This window comes from Thalassolituus marinus, from assembly GCF_020320395.1.
GTDB lineage: Bacteria > Pseudomonadota > Gammaproteobacteria > Pseudomonadales > Oceanobacteraceae > Venatoribacter > Venatoribacter marinus.
In genome coordinates, this window is the sequence record NZ_JAEDAH010000043.1 from 14,114 (window position 1) to 29,833 (window position 15,720).

Annotated in this window: 14 protein-coding genes and 1 pseudogene; 10 read left to right on the forward strand and 5 right to left on the reverse strand. The window is 51.8% G+C overall.

Annotated features, from left to right (window positions below):
* Positions 1–99 precede the first annotated feature (99 nt).
* Together dauA and I9W95_RS08770 are read right to left on the reverse strand one after the other, a co-directional pair.
* The gene (gene dauA / locus I9W95_RS08765; RefSeq protein ID WP_225673945.1) at positions 100–1,815 is read right to left on the reverse strand and encodes a C4-dicarboxylic acid transporter DauA; all 1,716 of its coding nucleotides are present in this window, start codon (positions 1,813–1,815) and stop codon (positions 100–102) included.
* Between the two features lie 231 nt (positions 1,816–2,046).
* The gene (locus tag I9W95_RS08770) at positions 2,047–3,981 is read right to left on the reverse strand and encodes a hypothetical protein (RefSeq protein WP_225673947.1); all 1,935 of its coding nucleotides are present in this window, start codon (positions 3,979–3,981) and stop codon (positions 2,047–2,049) included.
* Between the two features lie 156 nt (positions 3,982–4,137).
* On the opposite strand from I9W95_RS08770, the gene I9W95_RS08775 reads away from it, so the two are divergent.
* From I9W95_RS08775 to I9W95_RS08820, 10 genes are all read left to right on the forward strand, one after another.
* Positions 4,138–4,854, forward strand: a complete 717-nt coding sequence (locus I9W95_RS08775) for an AzlC family ABC transporter permease (protein WP_225673949.1) — start codon at positions 4,138–4,140, stop codon at positions 4,852–4,854.
* A complete protein-coding gene (locus I9W95_RS08780) occupies positions 4,847–5,197 on the forward strand; it encodes a branched-chain amino acid transporter permease (protein WP_225673951.1) in 351 nt (116 codons plus the stop codon). Before I9W95_RS08775 ends, I9W95_RS08780 begins: the two co-directional genes overlap by 8 nt.
* A 466-nt stretch (positions 5,198–5,663) precedes the next feature.
* Complete coding sequence (locus I9W95_RS08785) at positions 5,664–5,927, forward strand: helix-turn-helix domain-containing protein (protein ID WP_225673953.1); 264 nt, start codon at positions 5,664–5,666, stop codon at positions 5,925–5,927.
* Positions 5,927–7,225, forward strand: a complete 1,299-nt coding sequence (locus tag I9W95_RS08790) for a type II toxin-antitoxin system HipA family toxin (protein ID WP_225673955.1) — start codon at positions 5,927–5,929, stop codon at positions 7,223–7,225. Before I9W95_RS08785 ends, I9W95_RS08790 begins: the two co-directional genes overlap by 1 nt.
* Positions 7,226–7,837: 612 nt before the next feature.
* The gene (locus I9W95_RS08795; RefSeq protein ID WP_225673957.1) at positions 7,838–8,308 is read left to right on the forward strand and encodes a helix-turn-helix domain-containing protein; all 471 of its coding nucleotides are present in this window, start codon (positions 7,838–7,840) and stop codon (positions 8,306–8,308) included.
* Complete coding sequence (locus I9W95_RS08800; RefSeq protein ID WP_225673959.1) at positions 8,301–9,536, forward strand: type II toxin-antitoxin system HipA family toxin; 1,236 nt, start codon at positions 8,301–8,303, stop codon at positions 9,534–9,536. The genes I9W95_RS08795 and I9W95_RS08800 overlap by 8 nt, the downstream gene beginning before the upstream one ends.
* A 115-nt stretch (positions 9,537–9,651) precedes the next feature.
* Complete coding sequence (locus I9W95_RS08805) at positions 9,652–9,924, forward strand: hypothetical protein (protein WP_225673961.1); 273 nt, start codon at positions 9,652–9,654, stop codon at positions 9,922–9,924.
* 310 nt (positions 9,925–10,234) lie between these two features.
* Complete coding sequence (locus I9W95_RS08810) at positions 10,235–11,761, forward strand: hypothetical protein (protein ID WP_225673963.1); 1,527 nt, start codon at positions 10,235–10,237, stop codon at positions 11,759–11,761.
* On the forward strand, positions 11,762–11,983 hold the full coding sequence (locus I9W95_RS08815) for a hypothetical protein (RefSeq protein ID WP_225673965.1): 222 nt from the start codon (positions 11,762–11,764) through the stop codon (positions 11,981–11,983). It begins immediately after the preceding gene.
* The gene (locus I9W95_RS08820) at positions 11,973–12,347 is read left to right on the forward strand and encodes an SseB family protein (RefSeq protein WP_225673967.1); all 375 of its coding nucleotides are present in this window, start codon (positions 11,973–11,975) and stop codon (positions 12,345–12,347) included. Before I9W95_RS08815 ends, I9W95_RS08820 begins: the two co-directional genes overlap by 11 nt.
* A gap of 125 nt (positions 12,348–12,472) precedes the next feature.
* On the opposite strand, the pseudogene I9W95_RS08825 reads toward I9W95_RS08820, so the two are convergent.
* From I9W95_RS08825 to cobA, 3 genes and pseudogenes are all read right to left on the reverse strand, one after another.
* A pseudogene (locus tag I9W95_RS08825) lies at positions 12,473–13,135 on the reverse strand (IS256 family transposase); the annotation flags it as partial.
* Between the two features lie 267 nt (positions 13,136–13,402).
* Complete coding sequence (locus I9W95_RS08830) at positions 13,403–14,902, reverse strand: nitrite reductase (protein ID WP_225673969.1); 1,500 nt, start codon at positions 14,900–14,902, stop codon at positions 13,403–13,405.
* Positions 14,896–15,714 carry a uroporphyrinogen-III C-methyltransferase gene (gene cobA, locus I9W95_RS08835; protein ID WP_225673971.1) on the reverse strand — a complete coding sequence of 273 codons (819 nt, stop codon included), beginning with the start codon at positions 15,712–15,714 and terminating at the stop codon, positions 14,896–14,898. Before cobA ends, I9W95_RS08830 begins: the two co-directional genes overlap by 7 nt.
* Positions 15,715–15,720: the final 6 nt, after the last annotated feature.

A 15,720-nucleotide genomic window follows, 5' to 3' on the forward strand; every position in this document is an offset into this window, starting at 1 on the left:
AAACGAGCTGTGACAGAAACGTCGCTTTTTGTAAAAAAGGCCATAAATCAAAGCTTTATGGCCTTTTAACAGGAATATAGTGGCGACAAAGCGGACAAATTAAGCGGCGGCTTCGCTTACTGCCTGCTGCAGGGTCGGGAACAGTTTTATGCCACTGGTACTGTTGCTGATGCCTGCGCGACTCAGGGTTTTCATTGGTTGTGTCTGCGGGTCGGCAATCCATACCTGAGTGTTGTGCTTGTTGCAGGCGTCGATGAATTTCATCAGCGCGGCAACTCCGCCGGCATCGAGGATAGGCACCGCGTCCATATACAGGATAACGCCTGCCTGGTTACGCGTGGTCAGTGTCAGTTCACCAAATACTTTATCGGCGGCAGCAAAGAACAGCGGGCCATTAATTTTAATCACTGACCAGCCCGGTTTTAACGGCTCTGGCACCAGTTTTTTGTGGCTGGAAATATCGCTCAGGCGAGTCATTTCAGAGATGTCGCGCATAAACAGCAGTGATGCCAGTACTATGCCGACACCAATGGCGATAACCATATCGAACAGCACGGTCAGGCTTAAACAGGTGAGCAGAACCAGCGTGTCGCCATGCGGTGCAGTGCGGAAAAAGTGCAGTACTTTATCGGCTTCGGCAATGTTCCAGGCAACCAGCAATAACAGCGCGGCCATGGACGCCATCGGGATGTGCGCAAGTAATGGTGCCAGTACCAGCAGACCTGCCATAACCACCAGACCGTGCACCATGGCAGCCACCGGGGTGCGCGCACCAGCCCGTACATTGGCGGCGGAGCGGGCGATGGCGGCAGTGGCGGTAATACCACCAAAAAATGGCACCACCATATTGCCAATGCCCTGACCGAGCAGCTCACTGTTGGCACTGTGGCGGGTCTGGGTCATGTTATCCAGCACCACTGCACATAACAGGGATTCAATCGCCCCCAGCATGGCGATGGAAAAGGCCGCTGGTAATAACAGCTGCAGCAACGACCAGGAAAAACCGATTGGCTGACCATCGGCACCGGGTTGATTCCATGGCCAGTTAAATTCCGGCAGGATCGGTGGAATACCGCTTCCGGTTGTGCCGTCTGGCAGTAAGTAACTGAAGCGGCTGCCAATGGTTTCCACCGTGGCCCCCTGCTGGCTCAGCAACCAGGCAACTGCCACTCCAACCAGCAATGCCGGAATGTGTGGCGGCAGTGCGCTGATGCGTTTCCACAGCAGTAACGCTGCAAAGGTGGCGGCACCGACGATCAGACTGGGCTGGTCGAATTGCGGCAGGTTGATTGCCAGCGTTTCAATTTTCTCAACGTAGGTTTCCGGATAGCTGAAGGTCAGACCGAAAAAGTCCTTCAGCTGCAGCGTTGCAATTACGATGGCAATACCTGAGGTAAAGCCCAGTGTGACTGACTCGGGGATGTATTCAATAAAACGACCGAGGCGGGCGAAGGCCATCATGATCAGCATGGCTCCAGACAGTAAGGTCGCAAGCAGCAGCCCACCCAGACCAAACTTCTCGGCAATCGGATACAGGATGACCACAAAAGCAGCGGTTGGCCCTGAGATGCTGAAGCGAGAGCCGCCGGTAAGGGCAATGAGAAAACCGGCAATCATGGCTGTGTACAGACCATATTGCGGTGCTACGCCACTGGCAATGGCCAGAGCCATTGATAGCGGAATGGCGATGACTCCGACGGTCAGACCAGCAATCAGATCTTTTACCAGAGCTTCGCGGGAATATGGGGTTTCTTTCAGAGATTCACGTAGGGCGTTGCCGATGCGCAATGAAAATAAATGAGCGCGGTGAGACATGGCAGGACCCCTGTGTCGATGTAGGCGGCGATTATACACCACCGCATGCATTTTGTGTGGCGAGCGTTACGCTTATAGGCTATGGCATTTTCTGATAACGCCGGGCGAGGCTTTGCCTGGGTGAGGTTGTATAGCGCAATGGAGCATTGTGAAGAGAGGCGGGGGAATGAGTAAGACATGCCCCGCAGCAAAGAGCTGCAGGGCTGTTTTCAGCGCTGGGCGCAGCAGGCGTTACGAATTTTCCTGCCCGGCATCGTGGCCGATGTCTGCCTGATTATTGTCATGGCTGTGTTGCTGCAACATACCGGCGGTTTCCGCTTCCTGCTGTGCTAACGCCTTAATATCACCATCGTCAGACTTACTGATTTTATTCACCTGATAAATACGCTCGGCATTCGCCAGGTCCTGTTCGTTATTGATAGAGGCAATAAACTCACGACCTTTCAGGAAGGAGCGGATCTCATGCACGATGGTTTCCAGCTCCTGATCGTTGGCATCCATTTCCAGAATCAGACGCGGCATTTCCAGATTCTGCATACCGGAAGAGGCGTAAGTTGACGAAACCACCCGGGATGTCAGCATCCAGGGGGTAATTGAGCTGCGTACCACCACGTTTTCTGAACGGGTTGAATCGTTATACGCCATGCCGGTGGAAATTTTACTTTCGGTGTAAGTGCCTTCGGTTTTCATCGACATCAGCAGACTGCTGAACTGCATTTCTGACCATAAAAGATGGGTCAGATTAACCAGAATACGACCGGCAAAAGAGACGGTCAGAAAGGCAAAAAACAGCGTCAGCCACTGATCCAGTCGCTCGCCTGCGCTGGTGAAAAACGCCAGGGTCTGTTGTTCATTGCTGAAGGCTTTTTCGTTCAGCGCCAGCTGACGCAGTTCATTAAACGAGTCAAATCCCATATTAAACAACCAGTACAGCAGCAAGGCACTGCCAACGGTCAGTAGTTGACCACCAATGGTACTGAGCAGGCGAATTTTGCGGAATAACGCTGAGAACTTCATCTGTTTATATTCCGGCTGGGTCTCGATCAGCAGTTGGCCTTTAAAGGTGCCTTTGCCCTGGCTCTGTTCCAGCAGCTGAGGTTCAAAGTCACGGTAAATACGGTTCGGAATTTCTTTGTAACGGCGGTTAGCCAGCACGATATTTTCGATATTGATGAAAATTTCGTTAGGGTGAACTGACTCCTGCATATTTTCGCGGAACTCGCTGACGCGGGTATTTTTCTGCGCCATTTTCAGCCGTTCACGCACCATAAAAAATGCAGGCACCATGACCACAACTGCCAGCAGTGCCAGTAACATCAGATTACTCCAGGCGCTGAACACGGTGATGTCTGACAGCAGAGCATTCAACTGCTCTACATCACGGCTTTTCATCATCGCGGTGAGTTTGTCGTAGCCAAAACCGATCAACACCGGCACCACGATGGCGAAAACAAATAAGCGGCTGATACCAGCGGCGGTTTTTTTGTGCAGGGTCTGGTTGCGACTGGTATTCATATTGGCTGCTGCAGAACGCCAGATCACCACCAGATAAATCAGCAGCATCAGCGACATCAACGGCTCAATCAGGCCGCCGGCATCACCCGCCAGTCCGGTCGCGGTAATAAAAGACGCCACGGCAAAAGCCGCCAGCGCAATAATGGTGGATGACAGCACCGCAGCCAGTTCCTGCACAAAATTACGCAGCGGATAGGGCGCGAAAATCAGACCGGGAATTAATGAATGAACCAGGCGGGCCAGCCAGCCCTGAGGTTCTTCAAAGGTGGTGTTTTTACGCCCCATTAACATGGATTCGAGCTTTTCAGCATTGTAAGCCAGGCTGCCGCTTTGCTTTTCGGCCTGAGCATTTTCCCGTTCAGACGGACTGTGGTTGTAAGCCAGAGACGACGGCACCGAGCGGCCAACATAAAAACGGAATAGCTGCATGGCCGCGGTTGCCACGCTGCGCAGCCCCCAGGTGAGTAAAAACAGGCCGATGGCAACAAAACCCCAGGCCCGGACAGGCTCCTGCTTCAGAGTTTCCGCTACCTGCAGCAATGGCATCACCGCCAACGCTGAAATAATAAGCCCTGCCACTAAGCGGATTTTGCCTTCCGTCTTGAACGGATTAGTAATCCCCAGCGCCTGGCTACCAAAATCGTAGGCCATGCTGATATTTTCCTTAACTGTTTAATAAGACAACGCGAGGTTAGCACCAATGTGATGGCTTCGCCATTCTGCGCCAGCCCTCCACGAAAGGCGGGTTGAAAACTGAGATAATCGTCAACTAGAATTGCCAGCTCTGCATTAACTCCCTCTGTTTTCATGAATCTTTCCCCGTTAAATGCCGCGGTGCTGCGTAGCTCGTTGCCCGTGTTGTTTGGTTATTTGCCGTTGGGTGCTGCCTTTGGCGTACTGTTCAGCGACCTGGGTTACCACTGGTTATACGCCACCGCGATGGGGCTGTTTATTTATGCCGGTGCCGGCCAGTTTCTGGCGGTGGGATTGCTGGCGAACCAGGCCGGGCTGATGGAAATGGCCATCGCCACGCTGTTGATTAACTCACGTCATGTGTTTTATGGCCTGTCGCTGATGAGCCGTATGCACAACCGGGGTTGGCGCAAGTGGTATCAGATCTTTGGTTTAACTGATGAAACCTACTCGCTGATTACCTCCACCCCGATTCCTGCGGGTATCGACCCGGGGCCGTTTCACCTGCGTATTACCGCCATTAACCAGGCTTATTGGCTACTGGGCTGCACCAGCGGTGCCTGGCTGGGCAGTCAGCTGGAGTTTTCCACCGACGGCATCGCCTTTGTGTTACCGGCCTTGTTTATGGTGCTGACCATCGAACAATACAAACACCTGCGTGACATCCGTCCTTTTATCGCCGCACTGGTGATTGGCATTGGCACACTGGCACTGATCAGCCGTGAACACATGCTACTGATTGCCATTTTGCTGAGCCTGAGCGTGCTGATGATGCAATACGCCGCACGTCACCACAGCGGCATTCAGGCCGGAGGAGCCGGACATGACTGAATTCTGGTATTTAACCAGCGTGATTGCCGTGCTGGCCGGAGCCACCTTTGCGACCCGGGCGTTGCCGTTTTTGTTGTTGTCGCGGGTTGCCGATCACCCGCTGCTGGAACATCTCGGGCGCTTTTTACCGCCGATCGTGATGGTGTTACTGGTGGTCTATTCGTTTAAAAATGACGCTGCACTGTCCATCGACTTTGTGCCCGAACTGGGCTGTCTGGCACTGGTTGCCGCGTTGCACCTGCTGTTCCGTCAGGCGCTGCTGAGCATTATTGCGGGAACAGGTACTTATATGGTGCTGGTGCAGATGCAGATGCAGATGCAGATGCAGATGGGGCTGGGCTGACAGCCGGCACGTCACAGAATGTTAATGCCGCAGCCCTCTTTAGCAGATGGATGGGCCTCATCGGGCGGAACTTAGTATCTGGAACAGCTGGTATTGAGTCTGAAGGCGAGGCTTCGGGAATGTCTTTATAGATGGCCCGCCCTAGAGGATTCGAACCTCTGACCTTTGCCTCCGGAGGGTGGGGTTGGCAGAGGTCTAATATTGCATCTCTTTGATTTTATTGCAAATTATTGTTTTTTCTCTGGCGATAAAACCTTAACTTTGAACACATTTACATAATTTATGGTCACTTTGGTTGGCACCAGATTTTAGCTTTTTTGACCTCTACTCTCTCTTGGCCGGTGCACTTTCTATCATTTTCATCAATTTTATGTTCTCGATTATCAAATCCTCCCTAGAGGATAAGCTTGTCTTTATCCTTTATAGGGGATAAGGTGTTATCTATCCCTTATGGAGGATATTTCTGATGAAGATAACATCGCCACGCGGATTGGCAGATGCGCTCCAGCAAGCCCGTAAACAGCAGAACCAAACACAGAAGACCATCGGCGCACTGGCGGGCACCAAGCAGAGCACGGTGTCTGCTTTTGAAACCTCGCCGGAACATGCACGAATCGAGACCCTGTTTAAGCTGTTGTCGGCGCTTAATATGGAATTGGTTCTGGAGTCCAGAGGGCAAGAGTCTGCCAACGGACCCGCTAATAGTCAGGCTTGGGATCAGGAGTGGTAATGGCGGATTTGACGGTTGCAATGAATGGAATTGAGGTGGGCAGACTCTCTATGGATGTCTCAGGGGGCATGTCTTTCCGCTACCTGGATAGCTGGTGTGAGCGGCCAGGTGCGCGGGCGATATCCCTGTCGTTGCCATTAAAACGACAGGTTTTTGTGGGTGAGCGGGTATTTAACTTCTTCGACAACCTGCTGCCGGATTCTGATGCCATCCGCACAAGAATGCAGGCACGATTCTCAGTGCCATCCAATCATCCATTTAACCTGTTGGCAGCCGTCGGTCGCGACTGTATCGGTGCCATTCAACTGTATCCAGAAAACGAAACAGTGCCGGATGTACAGCAACTAACGTCAACCCCCCTTTCCGAAGGGCAGATCGCTGCGATGCTGCGCAGTTATCAGGGCGCCCCCCTTGGGATGGGGACGGATACTGACTTCCGCATCTCGTTGGCCGGTGCGCAGGAAAAAACCGCACTGCTATGGCATAACCAGCAATGGCAATTACCCTCAGGCAGCACACCGACCAGCCATATCCTGAAATTGCCCATTGGTTTTCTGGAACCACGTAATATCGATCTGCGGCAGAGCAATCATAATGAGTGGCTGTGTCTGGAAGTATTAAAAGCTTATGGCATTGATGTGGCGAAGGCACAGCTGGCCAGTTTTGAAGATCAGAATGTGTTGATCACTGAACGCTTCGATCGCCGTTGGTCAAAGGATGGCAGTTGGCTTATGAGATTGCCGCAGGAGGACTTTTGTCAGGCGCTTGGGGTATCGCCCGCCCTGAAATACGAGAATCATGGCGGCCCCGGCATCAAAGACGGTATGGAGTTGTTACGCGGCTCCCAACAGGCCATTCGAGACCGTGAAACCTTCTTTAAATTGCAGATATTGTTCTGGATGCTGGCGGCTATTGATGGTCACGCCAAAAACTTCAGTCTGTTCATTGAGCCGGAATCCGCTTTCCGTATGACGCCGATTTACGATGTGCTGTCTGCCTATCCTCTGATGCAGGCCAATTCTCTGCCTGCTGCCAAAGCTAAAATGGCCATGTCGGTGAAAGGAAAAAGCCGGCATTACCATTGGCAGCGTATCGAACCGCGCCATTTTATAAGCACCGCCAAAGCTGTGGGATTTTCTGCTCAGAGAGCACAGCAGTTATTACTGGAGTTGGCGGAGAATACTACCGCTGTTATTCGCAGGGTTGAGGCACTTTTACCGCATGATTTTCCGGCAGTCATCGCGGACTCCATCTTTGACGGACTGCAGGAACGTGCTGATTTCATTCGCGGGGTATAGGTGGGTTGTACCTACTGGGAGGCAATGCTCAAAAAGTCGCTTCGAGCAGGATGCTCCGATCTTTAAACCGGTTACTTCACGCCAAGACTGTTCTTTCATTTTCAGATATCGGTTGGAGATAATCCGTGAAAGATGAATAGCCATACAGGTGGATTTTCGTTACTGACAATCAGAGAGCGCAAGCAGATGAAAATTCGCACGAATTCGCAAAAGTTCGCATTCAGATAAGGTCAAAAGATGGCTGCGAATAGCTATGCGAACACATTGTTTTTAAAGGGATTTGTTTGCGAATTTACTTTCAGAGAACATTAATAGGTAGACAGGTGTCTGTGAACTTTTTTTGGCATGTTCACACCCCCTTCATGCGAGATTCGCATCAGTGAATTCCGTGCGAATTGAGTGAATTTCCATTCCTTACTTATGTTGGAACAGTAACGAGTATGCAGGCATTAGGCCGTTAGCGTTATAGAGCAGGGCTGTAAGTGCAGGATCATAAGAGCGCGCAGCCCATTGCTCTGATTGGTGAGACAGGTGCATTAAATATACACTTGCCCTTACGTTATTAGTGAAACTATAATTTCATTTTACTTAATAAAGTGAAGGTATATCTTCATGTCTGACTCCAAGAAGAGGCAGGCTGTTGTTTTTCCCAAGGAAATGAAGATTCTCCAGCAGCTTGGGGAGAACATACGTCTGGCGATGAAGCGTCGCAGGATTACTCAGACTATGGTGGCCGAGCGGACGGGGCTGTCCAAACCTACGCTGCGTAACATAGAGCGAGGGGAGTCGACAGTGTCCATAGGGCATTACCTTCGTGTGCTGGCGGTTCTGGGATTGGCCGATGATCTCGGGCGCGTTGCTCTTGATGATGAGCTCGGTCGTAAGCTCCAGGATATAGCACTACAGTCTTCTAAGCCGACCGCACGCCAAACCGAAGCCTCTATAGCCAAGCTGGGCAAACCATCCGTCGCGGAGGGAGATTCATCGGACCGGGTTAAGTTGCTTATGAAGATGGCGCGTGAACGTTCAGGCGATCCTGGCAATGGTCAGACTGGACGCGATGGAGTGGCAGAGGATGAGTAAGCAGGTTTATGTCTACGCAGACTGGTTGACCGAGACATCGCTGGTCGGCACTTTGACTGCGGATTATGTCAGGCAAAAAGAGCACTTCAGTTTCTCTTATGATACCGCCTGGCTGGCAGGCCAATACGCCCTGAATATTGATCCGGATCTTCATCTTGTCAGTGGTGGTCAGCATAAGACAGACGACCGTAACTTCCGGGTGTTTCTGGACTCATGCCCTGATCGCTGGGGCAGATTGCTGATGCAGCGACGAGAGGCCTTGCTCGCCCGTCAGGAAGCCAGACCAGCCAGACCGCTGCAGGAGAGTGATTACCTGTTGGGTGTTCACGACGCCAATCGTATGGGAGCGCTACGCTTCAAAACAGATCCGCAGGGCCCATTTCTGGATGATGATCATCGTTTGTCTGCCCCACCGATGACCTCTCTGCGCGAACTGGAGCACGCCGCCCGTCAGGTAGAGCAAAATCAGAACCCTGATGATCCAGAATATTCAAAATGGCTTTTCATGTTGGTTTCGCCCGGATCTTCGCTGGGTGGGGCAAGGCCTAAAGCGTCTGTTGTTGATGAGGACGGCGACCTGTGGATTGCGAAGTTTCCGAGCCATCATGACGGCCACGACATCGGGCTGTGGGAATATCTCACGTATCAGCTTGCTCTCAAGGCCGGGATTGATATGGCACCATCAACCATTGGCCGCTATTACTCAGATCAGCATACCTTTCTGACCAAACGCTTTGATCGTGAGGATGGCAGGCGTATCCATTTTTCATCGGCAATGACGCAGCTGGAATATTACGACGGTGAGGATGGAGCGAGTTATCTGGAACTGGCTGAGTTCTTAACTAACCATGGCAGCCAGACAAAAGACGATCTTGCCCAACTGTGGCGGCGAATCGTATTTAATATCGCCGTATCGAATGTCGATGACCACCTGCGCAACCACGGATTTGTATTTGACGGTTCTGGCTGGCGCCTGTCTCCGGCATACGATATCAACCCGACGGCCGTTGCTAATGGCCTTCATCTGAATATCAATGATCAGGACAATCGGCTGGACTACACACTGGCGTTTGAGGTTATCGATTTCTTCCGCTTATCAGACAAAGAAGCTGAAGAGATTTTTATAGAGGTCATTGCTGCGGCATCGCAATGGCGTAATGTGGCAAACCAGTTGGGTATATCCCGCGCTGAGCAGGAAATCATGAAATCGGCCTTCATTGTCGACTGATGTGATATTTCCAATTTGCTGTATTCGCATTGGCGAATTCTGTACGAAGTGCGGAATTACGCATTCTTATTCCGCGATGGAGTGGGCAATGACCTGCTGAAAGGAGAGGTAGCGAATGAATAAAGATCTGTCTGTGATCGTCCCGCAGTTGGGCGTAGAGGTTCTGGTTGATGGACAGCGAGGGTTTGTTGCTGCCTGGCTGGATAAGCTGCCCGCAGAACTCTTCTTTGGCGAGCTTGCCGAGGAAACTCTGGTCATTACATTTGCGGGGGAGCGCTATCAGTACACATCACGGGAGTATTGTTCTCATCTTCAGGTGGCGCTGGATAACGAACTGGTTGTTCTGCCAGCTTGTGAGGTGTCTATAGCCGTAATGTGCAGGGAATAGATGCCATCTTTGAGTGAATCTGAGCGGGGCATTGCCGACTCCAGTTGTTCAATAAAAGTGAACGTTCAATGATATTGAACATACTGAAGAGCTGATCAGTTTGCAGGTTGAGGTCTGCTGATGTGCTGGGTTGATAGAGTTGCATGGGTAAAAGCTACCACCTATCTGGTGCCTGGAGGCATTGAATCACTACGAAGCAGACTCAGTGCAAAGTACCAACCTCCGCCCTTTTGCAGCTCCCCTCTGATTGCCTGCTGCTCTGTTGCTGTTAGACTCAGCCACCTGTTTCATGGAATGAACCGACAACGTCATGGCTGACTACGAATTTCAGGATGCCCAAGGCAACCGCTATCGCCTGATCCGCGGTGCCGGGCCTGGCTGGCATCACGCAAACAATCTCGGGCGCGGCAGCAGCATGGTGGCTGAGAAGCTGCTTGGCTCGGTGCCCAGTGCGATTATTTATAAAGCGTACGACCACTTCTATTTTGATGTGCTGGCGAATCTTTCGGGGGCATCGGCACGCCCACATCAGGCATTGGCTGATGCCATCGCCAGTTCGCATCTGGTGTTGGAGCGGCTGGACAGTGCGCTGGCTATTGGCGACGAAGAACCCGATCCGCGGCAGATGCTGCGTGTACGTATTCAGAGCGCGCTGTTCAATATTATTGCTGGTGAGCGTGCTGAAGCCGCGATGCATGAGCGTATGCTGTCGCAGGAGTCTGCCGTCACCCAAGTGGCGATCTACACCGGTGCCTTTATGAGCGGGATTGGCTCATCGGCCTGGGGGTTGGCGCTGTGGGCGAAGGAAGTCAGTGATGTGGTTAACCCGGTGGTGCGCATCCATAACAACATCAAAGCGATTCGCGCCGCCTGGGATTCAGAGAACTTTGCTGAGGCCTATTCCAGCAATATTTTAAGCGCCGAGAAGCGTGAACTGGTGGAGGCGCTCGGCTTTGACCCGACCGCCATCAGCGCCCAACAGATCGACGAAGCCATTGCTATGTCTGATCTGGTGATGAGTGATGAGTCGCTGCGCGATATGCTCTACCGCTTCGTTAAGGATTACGCCGAGGCTCAGCACAGCATCGAGATCACTGAGGTGGCAGGCTCGGGTGCGTTTGAGATTATCCTTACCATTATCCTGGCCGCTGTGACCGGTGGTGCGGGAGTGCTGGCCATGGTTGGCAGCAAAGCAGCACTGATCCGTAAGTTCAGTGCTGTGGGCGACTTGCTGGGCGAGTTTGCACAGGCTTCGAAGAAAATCGCGCTGCGTAACAGCAAGCGCGGGGCGAAGCAGGAAAAGGCGAGCTTTAAGGATCTGGAGACGAGTGAGGGGCGGTCTGAGAAGACAGATGCGCATGGGGCTGAGACTGGGGAGGTGAGCGTAAGGGAAGACTATGGTGTAGCGTTCTTTGGAGAAGATAATAAAGGGTACTACACCCGAGAAAAAGCTACTATTGGTAGGGAGGGGAAGACATTCTTCTTTATGCCCCTCGAAGATTCTGCTGCAGTGAAAACATCTGCAGACGCAGCAAAACATACCGGTATGGCTCCGTCAGCTCAAAGGGCATACATGAATGATGCTGATATTTACGGTCTTAGTTTTCCAACCACTGGGAAAGAGATTACTAAACCGACTTTGGCTGACTCTGAAGGGTGGCCTCATTACTTGGAGGGTGGCCACACAGCGGTAAAAACAGGTGATGGCCCAAATGCTGGATACTTAGTCAATAGTACGAGGGAGTTCGTTATCCCTGGAGGTGGTGCGGTTCCGGAGGGCTCCGTTCTTTTTAAGTTGGGCTCAAATGGGGAGTGGATTCCGATAAGGAGATTTTAAATGAGCAAATTTTGGCATGATCAAGGCTGTCAGTATTGTAGAGGCCTGTGGGAGAAAGGGCTAACGCCACCAGAAATATTCGTTGATTATGAAGGACATCAAAGGCTTCATAAGTGCGATAAATGTGAAAGTTACTGGGTTCAATATGAACGCTATGCTAGCGCAGTAACTCCAGAAGAGGCTAGAGCTAGCTTTCCTATGGTATTTAAAGATGAGAAATAGAATCGATGAACTGGATAGGCTCCTAACGAATAATGAAGGAGTGGTTACAACGAAAGGAATAATTACTTCGATGATGAAGTCTAATCTATTTCTTGCAAGCGCAACTGAAGTCCAAGGTGATAGGACTGGGCTGAATCCTATGGTTTTTTATACCCCGAATGGTGATATGTTGGCGGTATTTTCTAATATGGATTTGATTTCTGAATTTTCCGAAGATTTTCGCTACGCAGTAAGTATGAGTGGAAAGGAAATATTGTCACGTCTCCCCTCGTCGGTAGGGATTGTTGTTAACCCGGGTAGTGAGAATGGATTTGAAATTAAACCGGATCATATAAAGAAAATACTCAGTGAGTATGCTATGTGAGTGGGTGTTCAAAATTCTGTGTCAGCGAATTGCAGATCAATATGAGTATCTAACCGACCGGCAAAATGAATCGACAACTGCGACAGCGTCAGATTCGAGGGTGTTCAAAATTCTGTGTCAGCCAGTCACAAGTCAATGTGCGCGTCCAGTCGCCCTTCGAAGTGAATCGACAATTGCGACAGCGTCAGATTCCAGTTTTGCACCGGGTGCGTCCAGCGCTCTGACGCTTTTAACATACCGGCGTACAACAGCTTGAGCAAGCTGTTCTCATTCGGGAATCCACCTTTGGTTTTGGTGAGCTTTCTGAACTGCCGGTGTACGGCTTCGACGGCGTTGGTCGTGTAAATTGCAGTACGCACGTAGTCCGGATATTTAAAATACGCTGACAACGTCTCCCACTTGGTTCTCCACGATTTAATCACGACTGGGTACTTCTCACCCCATTTCACTTCGAGCTCGTCCAGAGCGATTTCTGCGGCGTTCAGCGTTGCTGCCTTGTAGACGCACTTCAGATCGGCCATGAAGGCTTTCTGATTTTTGCTCGCCACGTATTTTATGGAGTTGCGGATCTGGTGGATTATGCAGTGCTGTATTTCGGTGTGCGGGTAGATACTTTGAATCGCTTCCGGGAAGCCCTTCAGGCCATCGACACAGGCAATGAGGATGTCTTTAACGCCACGGTTGTGCAGGTCTGTTAATACGCTCAACCAATGATGCGCGCCCTCTGCATCCGATAAATACAGGCCTAGCAGCTCTTTTTTACCTTCGACGGTCAGGCCCATGCGGGTATTAAAATTAATAAGTTATAAGGTTATTCTGTTGCATAGCGGGCAGTGTGTTAGGGAGGCTAAATTCTTTTTTTACATCCATTCTTTGATTTATAATATCCAATAGTCCTTATGGTGTGGCCGCTTATGATTACATTAATAATATTTCATAAGTATTAGAGTTTTTTATATTTCGCTGGTATTTATTTTGCTAATGGAGTGCTTTGTTTGTGCATTTAATAGTGTGGCCTTTGCCACACTATTAAACCTGATAATGACAGTTCTTTGTCAGTGGCTGGTGCCACGGACATAGCGGGTTTTGTTGTAGACGTTGTATTTACCGGATGGTTTTTTCATCGGCAAGCGTTTTACTTCTTCCAGTGTTTTGGCGTCGTATACAATCAGTTCGCCGTCATCTTCCCAGACACTTAATAAGGCGTAGCGTCCGTCGCGGGTAAATTCGACATGGCCTGAGGTTTTTCCGGGCATTGGTTTCAGGGTTTTTACTATGCTCAGCGTTTCTTTGTCGATGATATTGATCACGTCCCGGTTAGGGCCAAAAAAGACATCGGACCAGGCGTACGGGCTGCCATCATGGCTGCGGGCGAAGAATCCCGGGCCCTGGGTGTCGATTTCTTTGATGGTTTTCCAGTTTTTCATATCAATAATGGTCAGGCGGCTGTCTTTCAGGTTGGGCGACATCAGCACTTCGGTATCCTGATATTTCCAGGTAATACCGGAGCCGAGATGGGGCATGCCTTTAATATCCAGTCTGGCTGTTTCTTTACCGCTGTCGAGATTCAGCACGGTGGCGCTGTCGCCTTTACGTGACGAGCCAATCAGATGTTGATAGTCCTGATCAAAAAAGAAATCGTCGAGATAATCCTGGGTGGCTATTTTGCGCACCTGAGCGCCATCTTCGCCGGGTGTCAGTTCCCACACTTCGGCAATGTCTTTCATCGCAGCAATAAAACTGCCGCGTGGTGGTGCCGTGTAAACAGCGCTGACGCGTGAATTATCGCCGTTACTGCTGGCGGGAATAATGTCGATCAGGCTGAGATCCTTGCTGTTCAGTAACACCAGATTGCCGGGCAGGTAGTTGGCGGCCATCAGGTACTGGCCGTCGTCGGAAATAGCGAGATTGCGCGTGTTAATGCCGACGCGGACTTCGGCCAGCCAGGCCATGTTGTAAATGTCGTATTTACTGATCCAGCCATCACGTGAGGCAAAGTATACGTAGCGTCCATCCGGCGAGAACTTGGGGCCACCGTGCAGGGCGAAGCGGGTTTTAAAGCGGGTGATTGGGGTAAAGGTGTCGCCATCGAGCAGGGTTGCTGAGTGGTCACCCAGTTCCACCACGATAAACAGGTTCTGTGGGTCGGCACTGAACAGCGGTTTGTCGTTGTCTGGCTGTGGGTAGTGTACGCGTGAGGCCTGAATATCGGCGGCGGTAAAGCTCAGCGGTTCGGCGGGGGGCGTGTAAATCAGATCAACCAGACGGTTGAGTTTTTCTTCGGCAATCTGATTGCCAAAGGCTGGCATCTGGGTCAGGGCGCGGCCGTGCAGAATGACGTTAAGCGCTTCCTGTTTTTTCAGCCGTGACAGGCTTTCCGGTAATAAGGCCGGTCCCATGCCACCGGTGCGTTGCTGGCCATGGCAGCCGGCGCAGTTGTCCTGGTAGATTTGAACTGCTTCGGGGTTGGCGGCGGTATCGGTTTCGGCCCATGCCTGCGCTGACAGAGTGCCAAGCAGCAGTGGCAGCAGCCAGTGGTTAAACGGCTTCAGCATACAGAGACCTCCTCGGTCAGGGGGTGAAATTCGTCATAGGCAATGCCGGTGACGCTGCCAATGATCAGCAGCGCGGGCGGTTTTATGTTTTCGCGCGCAATCAGGTCGGGCAGTTGACTGAGTGTGCTGCGCAGTACGCGCTGGCGGTCGGTGGTGCCGCGTTCGATGACGGCAGCCGGGGTTGACGCGGCCAGCCCCGCTTCGCGCAGGCGGCGGGCAATGAGTGGCGTTGCGCCAATGCCCATGTAGAACACCAGTGTCTGACCTGGGGCTGCCAGTGCCTGCCAGTTCAGATCCAGTTCGCCGTCGGTTTTAAGATGGCCGGTAATCAGGGTGCAGCTCTGGGCATGATCCCTGTGGGTCAGTGGAATACCGGCATAGGTGGCGCAGCCGGAGGCGGCGGTAATACCGGGTACCACGCGGTAGCGGATACCAGCCTGACGCAGCTCTTCCACTTCTTCGCCACCACGGCCAAAAATATAAGGGTCACCCCCCTTGAGGCGTACCGTGCGCTTTCCTTCCTGCGCCAGTTTGACCAGCAGCTGGTTGATTTCACCCTGGGGTAACACGTGGTCACCGGCGGCTTTGCCAACGTAGATGGTCGGGCATTGTGCGGGAATCAGCGCCATGATGCCGGCACCGACCAGACGGTCGTAAACCACAACATCGGCCTGGCTGATCAGATGCAGAGCGCGCAGGGTAAGCAGGCCCGGGTCTCCTGGCCCGGATCCAACCAGGGCAACTTCGCCCGCTTGCAGCGGTGGGTCTCCCGGAACGGCGCTGAGCAGATGGCTGATTGTAGAGGCTTGCATAGTGTT